Genomic DNA, 22,512 nt, shown 5'->3' with positions numbered 1-22,512 from the left:
ATTCGAAAAAACATGAAAATCGTGACTGTTTGCTTTATAATAAGTAACAGATAATGCAAAACATAGACAAGGAGAGGTTTTCCAAATGATTTTTAAAGTATTTTATCAAGAAAAAATGACTGAGGTTCCAGTACGTGAAAATACAAAAGTTTTATATTTAGAGGCTACGTCTGAAAAGGATGTTCGTACAAAATTAAATAAGTTCGCATATAATATCGAATTCGTTCAGTCTGTGACTGGCAATCATCTTGAATATGAAAAAGAAAACGCTGATTTAACATTAGCGGAAATCGTATAGTCATATGAAATTTCTAAAGAATGATCAAGCAGCCGTTTTTGCTTTAGGTGGTCTTGGTGAAATCGGTAAAAATACATATGCTGTTCAATTTCAAGATGAAATTATTATAATTGACGCTGGAATTAAGTTTCCAGAAGACGAACTCCTCGGAATCGATTATGTAATACCAGATTACACTTATTTTGTGCGAAACGAAGATAAAATTAAAGGGCTATTCATTACACATGGTCACGAAGATCATATCGGTGGAATTCCTTACTTATTACGTCAAGTGAACATTCCGATTTATGGCGGAAAATTAGCAATTGCACTAATCAAAAACAAATTAGAAGAGCACGGATTACTTCGTAAAGCAAAGCTTTATGAAATTCAAGAAGATGATGTTATTAAATTTAAAAAGACATCTGTTTCCTTCTTCCGTACAACTCACAGTATCCCAGATTCATACGGAGTTGTTGTGAAAACACCTCAAGGACAAGTGGTTCATACTGGAGATTTCAAATTTGACTTCACACCGGTTGGTGAACCAGCGGACTTAACAAAAATGGCTGAAATCGGAAAAGACGGTGTACTTTGTCTCTTATCTGATAGTACAAACAGTGAAGTTCCAAACTTTACAATGTCTGAGCGCCGTGTTGGTGATAGTATTCAAGATATTTTCCGCAAAGTAGAAGGTCGTATTATCTTCGCAACCTTTGCATCAAATATCCATCGCTTGCAACAAGTCGTTGAAGCGGCTGTTGAAAACAATCGTAAAGTGGCTGTATTTGGCCGAAGTATGGAGGCAGCGATTGAAATCGGACAAAACCTCGGTTATATTCGCTGTCCGAAAGATACATTCATAGATGCATCTCAATTAAATCGTCTACCGGCTAATAAAGTTGTTATTTTATGTACAGGTAGTCAAGGGGAGCCAATGGCAGCACTTTCACGTATTGCTAATGGTACCCATCGTCAAATTCAAATTATTCCTGGCGACACAGTTGTGTTCTCTTCTTCACCAATCCCTGGTAATACAATTAGTGTAAGCCGTACAATTAATATGTTGTACCGTGCTGGTGCTGATGTAATCCACGGAAAACTGTCAAACATTCATACGAGTGGACACGGTGGACAAGAAGAACAAAAACTAATGCTTCGTCTAATTAAACCGAAGTATTTCATGCCAATTCATGGTGAATATCGTATGCAACGTATGCATATGAAATTAGCAAATGATTGTGGTATTCCAGAAGAAAACTGTTTCATTATGGATAATGGTGATGTTCTTGCCTTACGTTCAGATGAAGCAAGTGTAGCTGGTAAAATACCATCTGGATCTGTTTATATTGACGGAAATGGTATTGGAGATATCGGTAATATCGTATTACGCGATCGTCGTATCCTTTCTGAAGAAGGACTTGTTATTGTCGTTGTAAGCATTGATATGAAAGAATTTAAAGTTGCAGCAGGGCCTGATATTATCTCACGTGGTTTCGTTTATATGCGCGAAAGTAGTGATTTAATTAATGATGCTCAAACATTAATTACAACTCATTTAGAAAAAGTAATGGAACGTAAAACAACGCAATGGTCTGAAATTAAAAATGAAATTACAGATACATTAGCACCATTCCTATATGAGAAAACGAAACGTCGCCCAATGATTTTACCAATCATTATGGAGATATAAGAAAAAGGACAATACCTTTATGGTATTGTCCTTTTTCTTATCTTAAAAAGTGCTTGAAACGATCTACTTCATCGTCATGACCAATTACAATTAATATATCTCCCGCTTGAATGTTTTCCGTAGCTCGAGGGGATACAATAACTTCTTTACCACGTTTAATCGCTACAATATTCAATCCAAACTTCGCACGAATATCTAATTCGATTAAAGAATGACCATCAATTTTTTTATTTGCAATAATCTCTACAATGCTATGCTCATCTGAAAGCTCAAGATAGTCTAACACATTACTTGATGCAATATTATTTGCAATCCTTTTTCCCATATCACGCTCTGGGTGCACAATGTGATCTGCTCCTATTTTACTTAATACTTTTTCATGGTAATCATTTTGAGCTTTTACAGTAATATTTTTTACACCTAACTCTTTCAGAATTAACGTTGTTAAAATACTTGAATTTAAATTGTCCCCAATCGCAACGACTACATGATCAAAATTACGAATACCAAGACTTTTTAATACCATCTCATCTGTTGAATCTGCAATTACAGCATGTGAAGCTATATTTGCAAACTCATTAATTTTATCCTCATCTGAGTCAATTGCCATTACTTCCATACCTAATTGAGCAAGTTCTCGACAAATACTTCCACCAAAACGCCCAAGCCCAATGACAGCAAATTCTTTCTCTTTTTCACCCACAGGAATTCCTCCAATAACATCGAATACTATGTATTTTTATTGTAACATACTTTAGATTTGCTACAAAAACCTGTATATCATTCTTATTTTTGTTTTTGCATATAAAAATACTGTTGTAAATAAAATGCGATACTGAAAATTAACATACCAAATACAAATATGTTTCCAAATGAACTAAACGTTTCAAAAACGAATAATAACGTTTCTTGTCCGAAGAAAGCAAATAATAGTTGTGTAAATGCGAATAGCAATGCCAATATATAATGGTGTTGATGGAATAAATAATGCGTTGCACCTAAAAAAGCGATAAACGAAAGAATGAAAATCCACCAATTTTCTAAAAACAGTTGCCAATTCGTAAATTGATACCCATTTACTAATATCGCAATAATTGCTATAACCGCCATCGTTGGCACACTCCATAACAATGCACGCCCTCTAAAGAAATGCGTACCTTTTACATCCCCCTTTTCATTTGCAATGTATGTTAGCACGACAGTACTTATATACAACACAGAGAGAATTGTTAAAACAATTACGAGCCAAAAATGCAACTGATAATATTCATGTTCTATATTCGTCACGATAGCAGCTAGCATACACGGTATTAGCATTCCCGTCCAACCATCTACTTTTCTCTCATTCCAAAATACCGTATTACCAATACGAATTCCTAATAGCATAAAAATAATGATACCTAGTACAAATAATGTAGTCTTATTTCCTACTAAGCTCGTTGAAAAAGCAATTAATCCAATAAATAAAAAAAGAACAAACCCATTCATAATTTCTAGTACAGGTGATAAATACCTTTTCACCCAGTTGTATGTCTCTTCATATTCATTATTATTCGCTAAACGGTAGGCATAAAAACTTATTCCAAAATAAACCGCCGCAATAATAACATATGTATATAAAACAAAACATAAAATCGCACTGCTAATCTGCACGTAATTCCCCACCCTTTTTTCTACGTTTCACCTTGATTTTACACACTTTCCATACGAATTGTAAACATATATAAGCTAGTTAACTAATCATCTTCTCAATAAGCGATAATGAATAATGAGCAGCGGCTCAAAACCACTGCTCATTATTTTATCCATTTGTATGCCGATGTGTATTCAAAACAAATATAAAAGATGTTTTCACCTTGGAACTAACAAATACCCACCAAGTTGGCGAGCAAAATTACTTTCTAGTTCCCTTCCACTTTACATATTGATCTAAAAATACGATAGCTTTCTCAATAGCCTCTTCATCTGGCTTTAATTTTGCATGATGTAAACCATATTCTGAATTTACCCCAAGCCAAAACATAAATCCAGGAATCTCTTGAAGCATATAACCAAAATCTTCACCTGTCATTGCCTCAGTACATGTAATTACTTTCATATCAGTTTGTTCACTTACAAATTGCATAAACTCTCTCGTTAATGCTTCATGGTTGTATACTTGGTGATACATCGCTCCGTAGTCAATAACCGCTTCACATTGGAAGGAAGCTTCTATACCTGCAACAATTGCCTCAATCCTACTTTTCACACGACTCATTGATTCCACTGATAACGTTCGAATCGTTCCTTCTAACCGAGACTTTTCTGCTATGATATTTTGAACTGTACCGCCTGTTATTTTTCCGATTGTAATTACTGCACTATCAAGTGGGTTTACATTACGACTAATAACAGACTGAAGCTGTGTAACAAGGTGACTAGCTGCGACAATCATATCATTTGCAGTATGAGGATAAGCTGCATGTCCACCTTTCCCCTTTAAATCAACATATAACTCTGATGTATTTGCAAATAATAGCCCCTCTTTTGTAGCAATTGTCCCTACAGGGTATTCAGGTGCAATATGAAGGCCGAGAATAATATTCGGCTTCCATTCTTTTAACTCTTCACTCTCTAACATAGGAAGGGCCCCTCCAGGCCCTTCTTCAGCTGGTTGGAATAGAAATACAAGGTCATCATCTATTCTTTCTGTTACAGCTGCTGTTAGGAGGCCTAAACCGATTGTCGTATGTAAGTCATGTCCACATGCATGCATCATTCCTTCATGAACAGAAGCGAACTCATATCCAGTTTCCTCTGTAATTGGTAAACCGTCTATATCTGCGCGATAACCTATAACTTTTTCTGGATTCCTTCCCTTTACTTTAACAATAACACCTGTTCTCCACACTTTCACTTCCACATGTTCATTCGAAAGCGTTCCTATGTAATCTAAAATATACTGCTGTGTTTTCCACTCTTTAAATCCAATTTCCGGTATTTTATGTAAGTCTCTACGAATTTGAACGAATTTGCTTACTACCATTTTTGCACCTCTATCTATAAAAAGCGTAAGAGCCTGTTTATGCTCTTACGCTTTTTTGTTTTTATTTCTCTGGGTTTAATTGACGAAGCTCTTGTTTAATTTCAGTTTTTGCTTTTGTCTTCTCATCAATCTCTTTAATTACACGTGCTGGAGTACCTGCTACAACTGTATATGGAGGTACATCTTCTGTTACAACAGCTCCTGCTGCTACAACTGCACCTTTACCTACTGTAACTCCCTCTAACACAACTACGTTAGCACCAATAACAACATCGTCTTCAACGATAACTGGTTTTGCTGAAGGTGGCTCAATAACACCTGCAAGTACTGCGCCTGCACCTACGTGACAGTTCTTACCAACAGTTGCACGTCCACCAAGTACCGCGTTCATGTCGATCATAGACCCTTCACCAATTACAGCACCGATATTAATTGTTGCATTCATCATAATAACAGCGTTGTCGCCGATTTCAACGTGGTCACGAATAATCGCACCTGGCTCAATACGAGCTTTAATACCTTTTAAATCAAGCATTGGAATTGCAGAATTACGACGGTCATTTTCAACAACGTAATCAACAATGTACTTGCTATTTTCATCTAGAATTGTCTTAATTTCAGACCATTCTCCAAATAATACACCAGACTTTTTATTTACAAATGCTTGTACCGTTTCAGGGAATGTTACTTCTTTTAAATCCCCTTTTATGTATACCTTTACAGGAGTTTTCTTTTCACTTTTTTGAATAAACGAAATAATTTCGTTAGCGTCCATCATTTTCATTCTTGTTGCCTCCTAAATCCATTTATAATGTTACTCTACCAAACGATAGGGCGAGTAGCAAGATAATAATCCTATTTTTCCATTTGAATTTCTTCTATAATTTCTAAAAATGCTTGTACTTGCTTCAATTGTCTAGCTGATTCACTCGTCAATAACCATGTTTCTCTCGTTAATTGGACAGGTGTTTTATACATATTTTCCTGTACTTCTTTTAAAACAGTAGAAGGTAAAAGAGCATAACCTATACCATTTAAAACGAGTTGTTTGCAAGTCTCAATTTGATCAACGACAATTGTTCTCTTAGGTGGATTAGAAAATAAACCATACCACCAATTTTGTATCTGTCCATAATAAGTCGAATCACTTTTAAATTGAATAAATGGTCTATTTGTTTCTTTTAACATCGAAATATCTTTTATTTCTTTATCCACTAAATAAAGTTCATCTTCAAATAATTGTTGCTTCTGGCCTTTATATTCTTGTGTTCCTCTCAATATAGCAACATGCACGTCTCCTTCATAAAATTGCTTTTGCACCTCACTACTCCAGCCAGTAAACAGCGATATTTTTACAGAAGGATATTTATGTACAAACTTCTTCAAAACAGGAGGAAGCCAATATTGACCAATAACTGATGCGACAGCTATTTTTAACGTCCCATGAGTTTCTGTTCTAAAAACAGCTAGTTCACTTTTAATATCCTCTTCCCTTTGTAGCATTTCTTTTGCGTAATTTGCAACTTTTTCCCCTTCAGGTGTAATTGTCAATCCTTTTTGCGAGCGAATAAAAAACTTCATTCCCCATTGTTTCTCCATAGATTGTAATCGTTGACTAAGCGCAGGTTGTGAAACAAATAAACGTTCCGCCGCTTTTCTCATATTTGATTCCTGTGCTAACACAACCATCATTTGAAAATCATCAATTTGCAACTTTCTCCCTCTTTCCTTAGCTTCCATACACCTTATCTCAATAAGCTTTTCATCCGTAATTTAACTACATACGCTTATATTTTTTATCTTTTTAAATATAATACATACACAACTGATATGCACGAAAAAAAAGTGACTTCTTCGGTTCTATGAAGTCACTTTTCTCACATTATCGATTATGTTGCCTTACTTTTTTATTCAACAATTTTAAAATCGCTCGACGTGTTAAAATCCCCTCAAAATACCCATCTTCATTGACAGCGCAAATAAATGGATGATCAATAGTCATTTCTAATGCTTTTGCAAACGAATCTTCTAACTTAAGAACCGGGATATCTTTCTTCATTACTTGCTCTACTTTCATTTCGTCAAGTCTTTCAAACTCAATGCGTTCTAGCCCTAACATACCGTCTAAAATCATAGCAGTACTAATTAACCCATGCAATTTGTACATCGGGTCCAAAACAGGTATCGCCGAATATCCAGATTTCACAAGTACGAGTAAAGCATGCTCTAAACCATTCCCTATTTGGACGTGTGCTACTTTTTCTGATGAAATCATTAAATCTTTTACAAAAATTTGTTGAAACTCGTCTTTTGGAATACTAATCATATTACATCCCCCATTTTCCCTTTTTCCTGCTTATAATTACCGGCTCTATTCACATTTTATAACAGCGTTTTCACATTATTATTTTGTCCTTACATTCTTTCAGTAAAAAACAAAATTACACAGCTATTTTAGCATATAACACAAAAAAAAGACTACCATTCCGGTAGCGCTTAATACCCTTTATTTTTTAATCTGTAAAATAACCTTGTGATTTTTTTATATTGCATCACGTCTGTCTTTTTTAAACCATTCTCGATATCTGTAAGTTCCACAGCTAAAATTTCACTCGCATAATTTTGCTGAAATAAAATATCTAGTAACAAACTTTCCTCTTCTTCTGTTAAAACAAATTCCCTTTTCATATACCCCTCTCCTTATACTCGCATCGTTACCATTATTATATAAAATTTTCAGCCTATTTAATAGATGTAATATTCAGTTTTTAGTGAAAGAAATATATAAATTGTTTTTATTTCGTATATCGATTTGCATAACTAAACGCCGCATAAGCATCTGGCTTAATTTTTGCAGTTAATCCCATCGCTTGAATTTTCGCTGTCATATCTAGAATAAATTCTTTTGTTAAACCATCATTTCCGATATCTAAGTGAATCTCCATTATAAAACCAGCCCCATCTTGAGCATATGGATGCAATAAATCCCATATTGTTTGTATATGATTTGGAGTAAATAGACATGCAATTTCTTGACTAAACTGCGTCTCTAAATATATTTTCTCACGTAAAGTTTCTGGCTTATCTTTTACTGATTGATGGTGTAAACACCCCCAGGCTCCTTTTCCAACGCGATGAATATGAATTGCCGTAATAAACCTCGTATCCTTTTGATGTGCTTGTGAGTCTGTCCCAATGGATAAACGATATAAATTTCGCGGATCCTTTTCAATGAAATTACAAATACGGGTAAAGACCATATCAAAATTTAAATGTCTCTCTGAAACATTATAAAATTTATGTTCACCGGCCACATAGTCACGTCCTTTCAATTAGACAGACTTTTCGTATTCTCATTGTATGGGACAAAAACAAAAATTATAACTCCCTACCCTTTATTCGTTTCAATATTCCGAATTACATAATGGCAAACTTGGCACGTATAAATTACGTTTTGATTCGATTGAGCCGTTAGTACATGAATAATCTCAGCAGAATTGTGACAATTAGGACAAATCACAACTGGTAAACGTTCCATATAACACACCTCCTCACTATTTTCATCCCGCTATTTACTATCCGTCCTCAATTGGTGATGGATAATAAGCTGTATAATAGGACGAAGAAACCCTAGTAATTACACTTTCACTTTATTACCATTGTAGGAAAAATGAAAAATCCTTATACATATATACTAAAAGTAATAGAACTAAAAAAGGTGTTGCCCTATGGCAACACCTTTTTTATATGTATCAAGAAATGATATCGTAAATCTCAATTGCAACCATGTCGATATTATCGAATTGATACACTTGAGGTTTTTCACCTTGTTGATACACTTCTAACTCATACATTTCACTTTTATCGAAAAATTTCACGCTACATTTGCGCTCACCGTTCACTTCAAAATAGCGTTGTGCTACTTCACCGCTTTCAGCTTGTTCTTGTAGACTAACAAGTCGAGTTAAAATTCCTTGGAGTAGAGACATGAAATCTCTCCTTTCTCTGATCTTCCTACCAATAGGTTTTACAGCTATACTCATTCTATCCGTCATAACAGAAAAAATGTTCCACACTCTAGGATAAAGGTTATTGGCCAGAAACTCAACTAAAAATTTGTCGAAATACGAAGGAAAAAACAGAAAGAACATCTTTTCCCTTCTTTATTGCGATTTTTATACTGGAAGAATATAATAAAAAACAGTAAAAAGACCTGCGGTAGTATGTCAACTGAAAAACAACAGAATTTTTAGTTATCAAAGTACTATTTATTTAAAAAAGACATCACGAAACTAGACCAGTAATACATGTAATTTACTGGAAATTAATTGAAAGGTAGCGATGACAAGTTTTATGTCACACTTTCACGCACCTTTCTGGCGTAAAGAGTTGGTGACTACGTAGTAGCGCATCCACCAATCGCACAAGTTTTCTTGCGGTTAGAACGAGTGCACGTTTGTGTTGATGTTTTGGTACTTCATTATATTTTTTCACGTAATATTCTTGGTAATCAGATACATGCCTTCTTACAGAGTTGGCGGCTTCAACTAAGTAATACCGCAAGTAATGATTTCCATTACGAGATAATGAAGTGTTTTCTGCGGTGAATCGACCAGACTGGTGCGTACGCCAATATAATCCGGCATATTTTGCTACCTTGGTTTCATCATCAAATCTTTCGATTTGACCAATTTCAGCGAGAATACCGGCGGCGAACACAGGTCCGACTCCAGGAATGGATTCAAGTGTTTGAGGCAATCCAGCCATGATTCGCTTAATGGATTTTTCTAGTTCTTTGATTTGTTGTTGATAGGTACGAATGACCGCAATAGATGTTCCGAGAAGGACATCGATGGAGTCTTCCACAACCTTATCCAAACGATAGGAAGAGCGAACAGCCTTTTGAATGGTTGATGCCACACATTTTGGGTCACCAAATCGGTTTTTTCCTTTCACTTGTAGGAACTCAGCGAGTTCCTCTAAAGGCATGTTGGCTAGCTCTTCTAGACTGAATTTTTCAAGGAACAATTCCATCATGGCGTTGCCAAATATAGAAGAGTCCACCTCTTGTGAGAACGTATTACATTTATAACTTAGGTGTTGTAAAAAATGTTGTTTTTCCTTTGTCAACATTCTAACGAGCTGATAACGAGATCTTGTCAATTGCTGTAGTGCCACATACTGGCTTTCTTTTACGATAGACATTTGATTTCTTCCGAACCGTAAATAGTCAGCGATGACGAAGGCATCAATCTCGTCTGTTTTATCCATGTCAGAATAGCTTTTCTTGAAGTTTGCAATTTGTTTTGGATTCATTAGAAAGACTTTTGCTCCAAAGCTTTGTAAGTCTTCATCATAGTGAAGAAACATAGATGGATGAAAACTATAAACAGATGTGGATTCTAAGCCGATTTTAAAGGTTTCAACCTCTTGAGTGGCTATACGTTGTAATAATCGCTCTTTAAGCGCTGTGGCACCTGGTAAATCATTATTGACTGAAAAGGAGTCTAGCTTTTCTCCTTCACCATTTAGAATACAAGCTTTTATATCAAACGAACTTACATCTAGACCAACAAATAATCTCACGTAAGAGACCTCCTTTCGATTTAGAATCATTTCTTGGACGCCTCGAGATATCTCTAGTGTGTACGCCGACCAACAACCTCGTGTATGAGAGCTTGTCCTGAATCGAAAGCCGCCCTAGAGCTACTAACATCTAGGTTCGAGGGTCAGGCTGCTCAGCCTGCGAGTAGGGAGTCCCGCACGTTCACTGAGAAACACTCTTTTTTATGTGGTATATCCACAGGAGAAATTAGAATTGTCCCAAATGATCCTACAATCATTATCTAGAAATATCTTGAGACATCCAAGTATTAATTTACGGGTCTCTTATTAAGGGAATTTAAAGCTGAAATAACAGCTTAAATATAATATACGAGGAGGAATTGCAATGAAAAAAATTGAGGTTTACACACAACCTGATTGTCCGCCATGTGTTATTGTGAAAGAATTTTTAAAGCATAATAACGTTGTATACGAAGAGTTTGACGTAAAAAAAGACGCCGCTGCTCGCAATCGTCTTTTATATGACTATGATTCTTATTCAACTCCGACGGTTGTAATTGATGGAGAAGTTGTTGCTGGTTTTCAAATTGAAAAATTACAACAACTTCTTAATATAGAATAGGAATAGGTAAAGACCTATTCCTATTTTTATCCCGATATATTTTGGAAGTATGCATCTGATTGTGGCAAGTTCATATTAAACGGGATATGCCCCTGATTAAAGTTTCACTTTATAATTGTTGTAACCTTTTTATTTCAGTTAAAAGTTCTTGACTTTCATGATATCCAGCCAATTTCCATTTCCCTTGATCTCTTTGCAATGTTATAATTTGATATTGTCCACTTTTCGCCCGCTCATAAACATATAAAATTTTATGCTCTTCATCATATGACATTTTCGTTTCTGAATTAAAAGAAAATGGTGCTTCTTTTGCTGGAAGTAAATATTCACCACTTTGTTTATCACTTCTACTATTTTCATCTGTAAATACTTGAAGGAAATTCTCTGTAAAATATGGTGATAACGTTTCTATCATCTTATTCATCGGCAAACGCTTCCCACGAATTGAAAATTGGCTTTCATAGCCTTTTTGTATCGTTACAAACACTTCTTTCCGATCGACTTTCACTTCCTCTTTTCCTAAAACAGTTGTAACACTATAACCAACTAGAAAGGCAACGCATACAAATAGAACTAACCATATTCCATATTTTCTCATTTTTTCACCTTCCTTTTAAGAAAACTTGTCTTTGTAGTATTCATTGTAACAATGATTATGCAAAGAAAGGGCTGGTTTCGTTCGTAAAATCTTTACAACGATAGACAGCATTTTCGGCACCATTTTCACTATTACCAATTTATGATAAAAACAAACAAAAAATGCACGAATCTCTTCGTGCATTAAAATAAAACATCTTCTTCATATAAATATTCATACGATAAATCTATAAATAAAAAGTTCTCATCATCAATCGGAAAAGAAAATGTTCGTACCATCTCACCGGTTTCAATATCAGCATATAAATCTGAAAGTCTTGCCTTATTCTCAAAACGCATTTTCATAATATTCTCTAGAAAATACGGGCGCCAACTCCAGTTCTTCATATAATACTCAGGCATCACAATCCATTCCCCATCTTTTTTCATAACGTTTCCTGATTGTTGGAAACCATCTTCGTTACAAATAAATATACGAAAACTACATTGTGATACACTTTGGCTAAATTGTAATAACCAATCATTTATATCTTCATTCTTTTTCTGTTTGGCTAAAACATCGCCAATTCGATCACGTAACATTTCTGTTAAATTATAAATCTTTTGTAGTTTTTTCTTCTCATGTTGAATAAATTGATGACACTCATTACCAAGTCGTTCTTTCAAAACGTTCGTTTCAATAAAATCAGGTAAGCATTCTTTCAAATAATTCCCTTGATAGTACCTACCACCGTTTTTCCATGCATATTGTAATTGATAAAAAGCATCTATTTCTTCATATAACAATGTCGCACCAATTCTTCTAGCAAGTAATGATAAAGAATATAAAATATCTTGATAAGATTGTAAAAGTGCAGTTTGCCTTAAATTTGTTAAATCTACTTTTAAAATATCAGGTGCTAACACGCTAATACGTTCTAAATTACTTGTACCTGTTCCGACTTTATTAATCGAAATTTGAATACCATATGTACGATAATACATAAGCAAATGATTAAATTGCTCTATATCTTCTTTACATTCATGTTCTGTAATCTCTAAAACAATGTTTTTCAAATTTAAACCTTGTTTTTCATACATCAATAAAAGTTGAAGCAAACTTTCATCATCATCGTTCATTAATACGTTAGCATTCCGATGTATAAATAATAATAGTTTTTGATCACTTTCTAAATAACGATTTAAAGCCTTTTCTACTATAATGTTATCCGCTTCTAGTTGAAACTCACTTGGAATAGAGTCATCATGAAAGAAAGAAGCTAAACTTTGTATGCCCTCTTCTGTTTGAATACGCCCTACTACTTCATATCCAATTACAGTATGTTCATCAGCACTAAAAATTGCTTGATAATAAGGAAGGACTTTATCCAAGTTACTCATTACATCTAATGCATCTATCAACGTGCTTCCCTCCCTTTACTTTTCAAAAATTATAACATGATATTTACGGAAAAATAATAAAAAATCCCTTCAGTTTTCCTGAAGGGATTAGAGGGGTAAAATGCTAAGGGGAATTAGCAATTCTACTATGAAGAAAAAAGAGGTCTTAAATATAACGTATATATGACCTCTTGTAAACACTTTTCTTTCATATGTCACAATTCCGTCACATTTTTCTTATCCCTTTTAAAATGGATATTGATGTAAATGTTGTCCTCCATCCATTGTCATACAAGTTCCATTTATGTACGCAGCTTCATCTGAACATAAATAATAAGCTAGACCTGCAATTTCTTCTGGCGTACCCAGTCTTCCAAGCGGAACACTTTGTATCGTGCGCTTAGCCATTTCTTCTGAAATCCATAATTTATCAGCACCGCCCGTACGTTCAATTGGTCCTGGCGCAATAGCGTTAACTCGGATTCCATATTTACGTCCCCACTCAACAGCGAGTGTCTTCGTCATTGCTAATACTCCAGCCTTCGCTGCAGCCGAATGAATCACTCCCGGACCTGCATCCCACGCATATGTTGCTACCATGTTAATGATATTTCCTTTTATACCTTTTTCAATCCAATATTTTCCGACAGCCTGGCTACAGTAAAATGTACCGTTTAACACAATATTAATAACCGAATTCCAACCGTTCACGGATAAATCTTCCGCTGGACAAATAAAGTTTCCAGCTGCATTATTTATTAAAATATCAATTCGTCCAAACTTCTCATCAATCTGTTCAATCATTTTCTGAATATCATCCGTATTTCTTACATCCATTTGTACCGGTAATATTTGTCCTGGAAATTGTTCAATTTCCAATTTTGTTTCCTCTAGTTTTTCCTTTGTACGTCCTGTAATAACAACTCGTGCCCCTTCTTTTGCAAAACGAGTCGCCATTCCTTTTCCCATTCCGCTCGATCCACCTGTTACAATAACTACTTTTTCTTTCATATTATATCCCCTCCAAAAATGAATACATATTCATTTTATCATTTTATTTAATAGAAATCTTTATATTTTTAAACTTTTCTGATATTTTAACGTAAAGAGATTTCTTTTTATTCACTTTTTCGTTATCTATACTACTTTTACATGATTTAAAATATATTTTAAAAAAACGAAAGGAGATTTGAGTAACCTGTAAATGTAACGAACACATGTAATATAAGCCAAATAGGTATACTCATATTTTTATGAAGAAAATTACAAGAAGAGATTTTTTAAAAACTGGAATGCGTACTTGCCTATATTCATTTATAACGACTAGTATCGGATACTATTATGCTAAATATATTGAGCCTCATCTGCTCTCTTTTACAGAACATACACTGAAATCACAACTCATCCCAAAAAGCTTTCACGGTATGAAGATTCTTCAATTTAGCGATTTACATCTCGGATACTATTTCTCTCTCCAACATTTATCTCAAGTCGTCTCTAAAATTAATGCTGTAAAACCCGACATTGTTCTTTTTACTGGTGATCTCATTGATAATTATCAAACGTATACTGACACTCCTTTCGTTGCATCTATTTTAAAAAATATACAAGCACCCTTCGGTAAATTTTCTATTTATGGTAACCATGATCACGGCGGATATGGAACGGAATACTACGAACACATCATGCGTGAATCTGGATTTGAACTGTTACTAAACAGTGAAAAGAGAATCCGTCTACTGGATAATAGTGAAATTTCAATTTTCGGTCTTGATGATATACTATTAGGCAAACCCAAAATAAAGGAGACACTACAGCGCGCTCGGAAAAACATTTATAACATTGTTCTTGTTCACGAACCAGATATTGCACCGCAAATCGCTAACTATCCAGTTAACTTACAGCTTTCTGGTCATAGTCATGGCGGACAAGTACAAATCCCTTTTTTAGGCGCTATTATTACCCCAACACTTGCTAAAAACTATGTAGAAGGTTTCTATACGATCCAAGATTTAGCTCTCTATGTCAATCGCGGCCTTGGCAGAACACGTGTCCCATTCCGATTTATGGCAAAACCTGAGATAACAATTTTAACACTCCAACATTCGTAATCATTCGCCTATTTTCTTACATATCCTTTCTTGTACGCGCTCATCCACGTTTCATTTACCATATGATAAAAGTGAGTCCAATAAAGGAGGTTTGTTCATGTATCCATATTATCAACCAATCCCAGTCCGTTCAGCACCTATTGGTCCAGTAGGCGACTCACGCTTCTTTCCATTTTTTGGAGTTCCATTTCTAGCTGGCATTGCTGGTGGACTGCTTGGCGGGGCATTAGCTTTCGGTCCTAGACCATATTACCCACCATATCCACCACCTTTTCCACCGCCAGCACCTTACCCTTGTTATGGTGGACCTTGTCAACAGCCATACTATTATTAATGTACCGCAACAATTCTACCAATGTTATTCCCTCTCTTAACCGATTCATAATCCATTAACATGCTTACAATAAAAACTATTCTCTCTACGCATGCTTCTATTTTGAGAACATACAATAAGTAGAGAACAAAGTAAAAACCTCCTTTTAAAAAGAGGTTTTTACTTTGTTCTCATTATTCAGCATCTGTGTTTTGATACGCCATCTTAAATAACTTCACTTGGCTATCAATCTCTTCTGCCCCATTATTAATAACATAATAATAGTCACCGTCTTTATTTTGTTCACGTGTTTTCACATTATCAGCTAAAGTAAGCTGTAAAATCGCCTTAATTCGTGCCTTCATTTCAATATCTAATATCGGGAAAGATATTTCTACACGTTTCTCCATATTTCTTGTCATCCAGTCAGCTGAAGATAAATATATTTTCTCTTCCCCATTATGATGGAAATAATAAATTCGACTATGTTCTAAATATCTCCCAACAACACTAACTACCCGAATATTTTCACTTACATTTGGAATACCAGGTCGTAGGCAACATGTTCCTCGAACGATGAGTTCTACCTTTACTCCAGCTTGTGATGCTTCATACATTTTTTTAATGAGTGGTTTATCAGTTAATGAATTCATTTTAGCAATGATATATCCATTTCCATATTGCCTATGATAACGAATTTCTTCATCTATTAAATCGATAAATTGCTCTCTTATATCAAATGGCGCAACCGATAAATGATGAAAATGCGGTTTTGTTGTATAACCACTCAAATAATTAAAGAAATTTGTTGCATCGACCCCAAAGTCTTTTCGCGATGTAATATAGCCAAAATCGGTATATAGCTTTGCGGTTGCATCATTATAATTTCCGGTCCCAAGATGTACGAACCTTTCGATTTTTCCGTTTTTTCTTCTTACAACTAGTGTAATTTTACTATGTGTTTTCAAATGACTTACACCGTAAATAACATGACATCCCGCCTGTTCTAATTCTTTAGCCCAATGCACATTATTTTCTTCATCAAATCTTGCCTTTAATTCAACTAATACTGTCACTTGCTTCCCTTTTTCAGCCGCTACCTTTAGCGCCTGAATAATCGGCGAATCCCCACTTACTCGATATAATGTTTGTTTAATTGCAAGTACATTCGGATCGTCTGCCGCATCACGAACAAAATCAACTACTGGCTGAAACGATTCAAAGGGATGATGTAATAAAATATCATGCTCAATCGCTTTTTCAAATACATCTTCTGCATCCCCTAAGTCTTGAGGCCGTTGCGGAATAAGAGCCGGATATACTAAATGTTCATATAAAGGCGCTAGTTTTTTATATAAAGAAAATAGACATGTTAAATCTAACGGTCCATCCATTATATACACATCTTCATCCTTTACTTCCAACACCTCATATAATAATGCTAATACTCTTTCATCAATGTGTTCTTTGCCAACTTCTAAACGTACAGCAGCTCCCCACTTACGCTTTTTTAATTCTTTTTCAATTACCTTTAATAAATCTCTCGCACCTTCTTCGTGAATTGTTAAATCCGCATTGCGTGTAATACGGAAACGAGTAACAGATGATACTTTATATCCTGTAAATAATTTATGAGTAAAACTACTAATTACGTCTTCTAATAAAATAAATTTATGCTTTTGTCCTTCACTCGGTAAAAATATGAAACGTTCCAGTAGTGAAGGAACTTGTACAATTCCTAACTTCGTGCGGTTTTCTTCTTCCACTTGTTTCTCATCATATAAAAGAGTAGCTAAATTTAAACTTTTATTTAATAACATCGGAAATGGACGATACGCATCGATAGCCACAGGTGTTAAGACTGGGAAAATTTGTTCATCAAAATACTCTTCTATAAATTCTCTCTGTTCTTTCGTCAAATCATGGAATGTTAAACGCTCAATCCCCTCTAACTCCAGCGCTGGCAACACATAATTTTTAAACGTACCATACTGTACGGTCATTAATTCATGTGCTTTTATCGCAATTTTATTTAGTTGCTTTTTTGGTGTTAAGCCGGCCTTATTTTCTGGTTGGTTAAAACCAGCACTCACTTGATCCTTCAATCCTGCCACGCGTACCATAAAGAATTCATCTAAATTTGAGCTAAAAATGCTAATAAACTTTAATCTTTCTAAGAGTGGATTCGTTTCATCTTGTGCTTCTTGTAGTACACGTTCATTAAATGCTAACCAACTTAACTCTCGATTGTTGTAATAAGCTGTATCATTTAAATTTACTATATTCCCCTTCGATAATTCCATTCTCTTCACACTTCCCCTTGAAACTTTTTTACTATAATTTAGTTACTTTCATTTTAGCAAATTACAATATTATAAAGTGTAAATTTTTTGTAAAGACATCCGTACAACTCAATGCTTTAATTTAAATAATAAGGTAATATTTGTTTTCAATACTCTTTCTAGCTGTTTCTTCTGCTTTTCAGCTTGCACTTTTTCCGCTAACGCCGATTGTTCACATACAATTTCAAATGTTAATCCTTCTTTACTTTCTGTTATAGATATTGATTCAACAAGCGATCTTTGTCTTATATTTAGAGCTGCTGAAAATTGTAAAACAGCCCCTAATAGGCGAATTTTTTTTTGTTCGTTTTTATCAAACCATCCTTCAAACGGAGACAGATGTTGTTTGAATAACATTTTTGATTTATAAGACGCAATAAGCGCTAATCTAACTCGCTCTTTATGCATCATACCATCAATTGTTTTATTTGCTAATAAATAAAACGTATGCAAACGGCTCGCTTCTTCGTCTATATATTTGCCTATATTAAATACTTTCGCTGCTTGATGGAACACTTCCCAGTCTTTTACTGACATAGAAATCAGCCCTGTTTCTTCAAGCTGTTGACAAATTAATCTTCCATGTTTAATAAGCTGTATTACAAATTCCATGTCCATTTCATATTCATGTGATAATAAATACAAACTTTCTTCGACCACGTTCGGATAATATGAAATTCCCAAATCTTTTGTCAACTCTTCATAGAAAACACCTTCTCTTAATCCTTTTCTACTTAATACAAATGCTGGTGCCTCTATAACATTAACAAGCGTATGAAATACTTCGACTGCGGGAACAATTGTATCCGCTCGATCTTTTGCCAATCCTTCCAATTTTTGAAGTTCTATGAACGACAAGCCTTCCAATTCTTCTTTCACATTTTTAATATCTTCTTCTTTCATCTTGTATAAATGTACTCCTGCTATAGGATAACAAATTAAATTTTGATGAATTTTCACTAAGTTCCTCGCACTACCACCAATTGCAATAAGGGGTAATTTCTTATCAATTAACCATGGTAATGTTCGAAATTGATATTCTAAGTACGTTTGAAGCTTTTCCAACTCTTCTTCAGTAGGTATGTCCCCTTTAATAAATTGTTGCTTTAAAGAAAGTGCCCCAAAAGGAAAGCTATGATACTCTAAAATCTCTCTATTTCGAAAGTATGTAACTTCCGTACTTCCTCCACCAATATCTACTGTAATCCCTTCCGAGAACGAAGTTGAATTCATAACCGCTAAATAGCCGTAACGCGCTTCTTCATATTCTGATAATACTCTAAGAGTAAAGTCTGTTTGTCCTTCAACAAGTTTTTTAATTTCCTCTTGATTCTCAGCCTGCCTAATTGTTGCTGTTGCAACACAAAGTACATGGCGCAACTGATGGAATCGTGTACTTTCTTGAAATTGAAATAATGTTTGTAACAATACCTCTATTCCTTCTTCAATCAACACACCATCGACTAAGTAATTCCTTAACCTTGCAACCACTTTCGTATTTTCAATCTCTTTATAAAAACCTCCGTTTTGCTTTTCATAAATAACTAAACGCATTGTATTAGATCCAATATCTATAATGGCATATTGCTGTTTTAATATTTCTTTCAAACTTCTCACTCTTTCATTATCAAATTTCTAAAACACACTCTATTACTATTATACAAAATAGTTGTTTTTTGTAACAATATTGCTTTAATATTGAAAATATATACAATCACTTTTTGCATATAATAAAAATCGCTTTTACTTATGGTATAATAATGAAAAATTGAAAGGAGATTTAATATGAAACCTTCACAACCACAATCTCAATTACAAAACCAACATTCTATTAATCGACTAGCTCAATCTATTTTCGTTGTGAATCGTCATGCTAAAGCTGCAACTAATCCGAAGTATTTATACTGGTTAAAAAAGACAGCTTTAGAACGCTTAATTACTGAAAAAAAAGCTATTAAAGAAGGATTACATTTCTCTAGAAATCCACGTTTTAGCCAACAACAATCTGATGTTCTTATACGTTTAGGTGATTACTTTTTCCATATTCCTCCTACAAAAGAAGATTTTCGAATCCTACCACATCTCGGTCATCTTGAATCCTCCTATCGAAATCCGAAAACAACCTTATCTTTAACAGTAGCAAAAAAAACACTTCAAGATTATATTGGTCCTGAAGCGCTAAAACAAGAAAAAAAATTAAGTGAACCTGTCCCATGGTATAGTCGTACCTATACAAAAAAATAAAACAGTTTGGCCAATTGTAGGCCAAACTGTTTTATTTTTTCTCTTCTTTAATTTTAATATTTGCTTGTTTATAAAAAGCAATTTTTTCTGTATTATAAGACTTCGTAAATTCATTAAACTTGTCTTTTTCTGATTCAATATCTTTATAAGACTGATTTACTACTTTTACTTTTTCACTAATATCTTTTAATTTCGTACCTTTATCTTGTAACATTGTATATAATTCTTTTTCTTGTTTTAACGATTTATTATAGCTATCATACATTTTGTTAAATGAATCATGTCGTTTCTCATATGTGCTTTTCACTTTATCCGCTTGATCTTTCAATTTCTTATCTTCAATTTTCTTCACATATTTATCTGCCGATTTCACTTCTTCTTGTGCCTTATTTAAAGATTCTTTTTCTTTTTTAAGCACTTTTTCTCGTTCATCTGTATTTTTCACTGCTTGGTTTAGTTTTTCCTTAACAGTTTGATTATTATCTTTTCCTTCTTGAACAATCTGGTTATATAATTCTTGTCCCTCTTTCTCTAAAGTTTCAAGTTTTTTTGCATCTTCAAACATTGTTTTTTCTTGCTTTGCAGCATTTTCAAATGCAACATATAATTCCTCTTCTGGTTTCGGCCCGAAACAACCCGCTAGTAAAGTCATTGATAATGCAGTTACAATTGCTAATTTACTATATTTCAACATCTTTTTCCTCCTACTTATATACGATCATCGTGTAAAAAGTTATGAAATTATATATCCTTCTATAAACTAAACTCCACACTCGCACCTTTTTTACGAAAATCATTCATATTGTTTATAATGCTTGTACAAATTGTATTACTTAAAATTACATTTTCCGTTTTTGAACTAAATAGCAGTTTCATATCCATCTTTTACTTGGAACTTTTTAAAACCTATTCATACTATGTATTACATAAAAGTACAACGGAATTCATCACAACCATAATAATTTGAAGAACAACAGTAATTATTCACCTGATAAAAGATGTTCGTTGTTCTCACACGTCTATCATTCTATCATTCCCTTTCCCGCTTTCTATCAAATAATCTCTTCGTTCATTTTACACAGTATAAATGCTATCTTGCAACAACTTACAATTATTCTTGCCATTCCCTAAAAAGGAAAAGTGTAGAGTATGCTTTCCTCTACACTTTTAAAATGAAACACATTGTGCAAAATGCATTGACACATCCATCATAATTATATGCCTATTTCATATATTTTTAAAGACTTTTATTACAAAAAAAGTTCTTTTTGTAATAAAAGTCAAAAAAATGTTACAATCAAAACTTCTTCATATCATATTTCTTCAAATCAAAATTTCACTTATTTTTTTACAAATTTCTATGCTGGTACAATTGATTTTGTGCCTTTCTTAACAATTCTTCAAACGTTTTTCCTTCTATTGGATAACTAGCAGCCCCAAATAATAGAGTCATACTTAACAAACCATTTTCTATTTCACTTTCAATATTTTTCATTAATCGGTTTGTTATTGTCGATTTTTCATGTCCGTTATCAATCGCCACAATCACATACTTATTTTCATCCCACTTCGTAACGACATCGCCTTTACGAATTGTCTTTACAATCGTGCTCTCCAATTTTTGTACTAACACCTCCAATTTTTTTTCTTGCACTGTTTCTTTTAGTCCTTTCCATTCTTTCACAGAAAGAATGTACACTGTAATATTATGAGAATCTCGTTCTGATAAAGCAGCTACTTTCTCAAAAAAATCAACTACAAAATCATTACTTGCCATTCCTCCTACTTCCGTATCCATACGCCCACTCGCTCTTTTATCATACCAATGTCCAAAATAATAGCTGAGTATCATTTGCAATATATAAATAATAAAGACGGTATAAAATGATCGCGAATCCAGTTTTGTAATTACATCCTGAAGCGCAATCCATTCTGTAACTGCCACTGTATTCCCAAGTAATAATCCACTAATTTTCCCTTTATGTTTCATACTTCACCTCCCTTCTATACCAATATATGTTTCTATAACAATTATGTTTTTCTACAAAATAAAAAATGTACATATTGAGTGTACATTTCCGCTTAAGCTTGTCTACCATTTCTATTCTATTTCATATATATGCCATGCATCATTTTAGAAATATGGTGACCTACATGCTACAAAAGAAAAATCTGTCAGATATTATTATACGTTTACTATCGGGGTTTCTGTTGTCGCTAAAATTACATCGACACTATTGTAAATATGGATCGAACAAAAAAGGGAATCAAAAAGGAACCTTTCATACTTTTATTAAAAGTCAAGAAAACATTTAAAAGTGTATTGAATTAAATAACTGAATA

General features: G+C 34.0%; 24 protein-coding genes. 6 read left to right on the top strand and 18 right to left on the bottom strand.

Annotation, left to right across the window (positions count from 1 at the left end):
- Window positions 1-85: 85 nt before the first annotated feature.
- Together QCI73_RS07810 and rnjA are read left to right on the top strand one after the other, a co-directional pair.
- Window positions 86-298 (top strand): DNA-dependent RNA polymerase subunit epsilon, encoded by a 213-nt coding sequence (locus tag QCI73_RS07810; RefSeq protein WP_000576444.1) that lies wholly within the window; start codon window positions 86-88, stop codon window positions 296-298.
- 4 nt (window positions 299-302) lie between these two features.
- Window positions 303-1,970 carry a ribonuclease J1 gene (gene rnjA / locus QCI73_RS07805; protein ID WP_000670368.1) on the top strand — a complete coding sequence of 556 codons (1,668 nt, stop codon included), beginning with the start codon at window positions 303-305 and terminating at the stop codon, window positions 1,968-1,970.
- 37 nt (window positions 1,971-2,007) lie between these two features.
- On the opposite strand, the gene QCI73_RS07800 is transcribed toward rnjA, so the two are convergent.
- From QCI73_RS07800 to QCI73_RS07750, 11 genes are all read right to left on the bottom strand, one after another.
- A complete protein-coding gene (locus QCI73_RS07800) occupies window positions 2,008-2,673 on the bottom strand; it encodes a potassium channel family protein (RefSeq protein WP_000504032.1) in 666 nt (221 codons plus the stop codon).
- An 83-nt stretch (window positions 2,674-2,756) separates the two neighbouring features.
- Window positions 2,757-3,623 carry a cytochrome C oxidase assembly protein gene (locus QCI73_RS07795; RefSeq protein WP_353822733.1) on the bottom strand — a complete coding sequence of 289 codons (867 nt, stop codon included), beginning with the start codon at window positions 3,621-3,623 and terminating at the stop codon, window positions 2,757-2,759.
- A gap of 241 nt (window positions 3,624-3,864) precedes the next feature.
- The gene (locus QCI73_RS07790) at window positions 3,865-4,995 is read right to left on the bottom strand and encodes an N-acetyldiaminopimelate deacetylase (RefSeq protein ID WP_000261645.1); all 1,131 of its coding nucleotides are present in this window, start codon (window positions 4,993-4,995) and stop codon (window positions 3,865-3,867) included.
- Between the two features lie 61 nt (window positions 4,996-5,056).
- A complete protein-coding gene (gene dapD, locus QCI73_RS07785; protein WP_000783248.1) occupies window positions 5,057-5,779 on the bottom strand; it encodes a 2,3,4,5-tetrahydropyridine-2,6-dicarboxylate N-acetyltransferase in 723 nt (240 codons plus the stop codon).
- A gap of 71 nt (window positions 5,780-5,850) precedes the next feature.
- A complete protein-coding gene (locus tag QCI73_RS07780) occupies window positions 5,851-6,735 on the bottom strand; it encodes a transcriptional regulator CcpC (protein ID WP_001984809.1) in 885 nt (294 codons plus the stop codon).
- Window positions 6,736-6,877: 142 nt separating this feature from the next.
- Window positions 6,878-7,321 carry a cyclic-di-AMP-binding protein CbpB gene (cbpB, locus tag QCI73_RS07775; RefSeq protein WP_000623566.1) on the bottom strand — a complete coding sequence of 148 codons (444 nt, stop codon included), beginning with the start codon at window positions 7,319-7,321 and terminating at the stop codon, window positions 6,878-6,880.
- Between the two features lie 170 nt (window positions 7,322-7,491).
- On the bottom strand, window positions 7,492-7,683 hold the full coding sequence (abbA, locus tag QCI73_RS07770; RefSeq protein WP_000817794.1) for an antirepressor AbbA: 192 nt from the start codon (window positions 7,681-7,683) through the stop codon (window positions 7,492-7,494).
- Window positions 7,684-7,790: 107 nt separating this feature from the next.
- Complete coding sequence (locus QCI73_RS07765; protein WP_000896651.1) at window positions 7,791-8,309, bottom strand: ribonuclease H-like YkuK family protein; 519 nt, start codon at window positions 8,307-8,309, stop codon at window positions 7,791-7,793.
- A 74-nt stretch (window positions 8,310-8,383) separates the two neighbouring features.
- Complete coding sequence (locus QCI73_RS07760) at window positions 8,384-8,533, bottom strand: hypothetical protein (RefSeq protein WP_000440537.1); 150 nt, start codon at window positions 8,531-8,533, stop codon at window positions 8,384-8,386.
- Window positions 8,534-8,747: 214 nt separating this feature from the next.
- On the bottom strand, window positions 8,748-8,984 hold the full coding sequence (locus tag QCI73_RS07755) for a YkuJ family protein (RefSeq protein WP_000055151.1): 237 nt from the start codon (window positions 8,982-8,984) through the stop codon (window positions 8,748-8,750).
- Window positions 8,985-9,351: 367 nt separating this feature from the next.
- The gene (locus tag QCI73_RS07750) at window positions 9,352-10,581 is read right to left on the bottom strand and encodes an IS110 family RNA-guided transposase (protein WP_127063753.1); all 1,230 of its coding nucleotides are present in this window, start codon (window positions 10,579-10,581) and stop codon (window positions 9,352-9,354) included.
- A 364-nt stretch (window positions 10,582-10,945) separates the two neighbouring features.
- On the opposite strand from QCI73_RS07750, the gene QCI73_RS07745 reads away from it, so the two are divergent.
- Window positions 10,946-11,182: a glutaredoxin family protein gene (locus QCI73_RS07745; protein WP_000717880.1), complete on the top strand. Its 237-nt coding sequence runs from the start codon at window positions 10,946-10,948 to the stop codon at window positions 11,180-11,182.
- Window positions 11,183-11,291: 109 nt separating this feature from the next.
- Here QCI73_RS07745 and QCI73_RS07740 read toward each other — a convergent pair whose 3' ends face one another.
- The 3 genes from QCI73_RS07740 to fadH all read right to left on the bottom strand — a co-directional run bounded on the left by QCI73_RS07740 (window position 11,292) and on the right by fadH (window position 14,170).
- The gene (locus QCI73_RS07740) at window positions 11,292-11,780 is read right to left on the bottom strand and encodes a DUF3993 domain-containing protein (protein ID WP_001233819.1); all 489 of its coding nucleotides are present in this window, start codon (window positions 11,778-11,780) and stop codon (window positions 11,292-11,294) included.
- Between the two features lie 182 nt (window positions 11,781-11,962).
- Complete coding sequence (locus QCI73_RS07735) at window positions 11,963-13,180, bottom strand: EAL domain-containing protein (RefSeq protein WP_000564304.1); 1,218 nt, start codon at window positions 13,178-13,180, stop codon at window positions 11,963-11,965.
- 225 nt (window positions 13,181-13,405) lie between these two features.
- Window positions 13,406-14,170, bottom strand: coding sequence for a 2,4-dienoyl-CoA reductase (fadH, locus tag QCI73_RS07730; RefSeq protein ID WP_000660918.1), 765 nt, complete (start codon window positions 14,168-14,170; stop codon window positions 13,406-13,408).
- A 242-nt stretch (window positions 14,171-14,412) separates the two neighbouring features.
- On the opposite strand from fadH, the gene QCI73_RS07725 reads away from it, so the two are divergent.
- Both QCI73_RS07725 and QCI73_RS07720 read left to right on the top strand, forming a co-directional pair.
- Window positions 14,413-15,270, top strand: coding sequence for a metallophosphoesterase (locus QCI73_RS07725; protein ID WP_353822732.1), 858 nt, complete (start codon window positions 14,413-14,415; stop codon window positions 15,268-15,270).
- A 97-nt stretch (window positions 15,271-15,367) separates the two neighbouring features.
- A complete protein-coding gene (locus tag QCI73_RS07720; RefSeq protein WP_000283743.1) occupies window positions 15,368-15,604 on the top strand; it encodes a hypothetical protein in 237 nt (78 codons plus the stop codon).
- 173 nt (window positions 15,605-15,777) lie between these two features.
- Here the strand turns inward: QCI73_RS07720 and QCI73_RS07715 are convergent, their stop codons facing one another.
- The gene (locus QCI73_RS07715) at window positions 15,778-17,886 is read right to left on the bottom strand and encodes a polyphosphate kinase (protein ID WP_000423563.1); all 2,109 of its coding nucleotides are present in this window, start codon (window positions 17,884-17,886) and stop codon (window positions 15,778-15,780) included.
- Between the two features lie 108 nt (window positions 17,887-17,994).
- Window positions 17,995-19,533 carry an exopolyphosphatase gene (ppx, locus tag QCI73_RS07710; RefSeq protein WP_070806768.1) on the bottom strand — a complete coding sequence of 513 codons (1,539 nt, stop codon included), beginning with the start codon at window positions 19,531-19,533 and terminating at the stop codon, window positions 17,995-17,997.
- Between the two features lie 177 nt (window positions 19,534-19,710).
- Here ppx and QCI73_RS07705 point away from each other — a divergent pair, with 177 nt between their 5' ends.
- Window positions 19,711-20,169 (top strand): YkyB family protein, encoded by a 459-nt coding sequence (locus QCI73_RS07705; RefSeq protein WP_000804868.1) that lies wholly within the window; start codon window positions 19,711-19,713, stop codon window positions 20,167-20,169.
- 31 nt (window positions 20,170-20,200) lie between these two features.
- Here the strand turns inward: QCI73_RS07705 and QCI73_RS07700 are convergent, their stop codons facing one another.
- Entirely contained in the window at window positions 20,201-20,863 is a 663-nt protein-coding gene (locus tag QCI73_RS07700) for a YkyA family protein (protein ID WP_000922491.1), read from the bottom strand.
- Between the two features lie 654 nt (window positions 20,864-21,517).
- Window positions 21,518-22,159: a diguanylate cyclase domain-containing protein gene (locus QCI73_RS07695; protein ID WP_074606322.1), complete on the bottom strand. Its 642-nt coding sequence runs from the start codon at window positions 22,157-22,159 to the stop codon at window positions 21,518-21,520.
- Between the last annotated feature and the right edge of the window lie 353 nt (window positions 22,160-22,512).

The organism is Bacillus cereus group sp. MG16, from assembly GCF_040459875.1.
Classification (GTDB): domain Bacteria; phylum Bacillota; class Bacilli; order Bacillales; family Bacillaceae_G; genus Bacillus_A; species Bacillus_A paranthracis.
The sequence above is the reverse complement of the archived record's forward strand: the minus strand, read 5'-3'. Positions and strand labels throughout refer to the sequence as shown.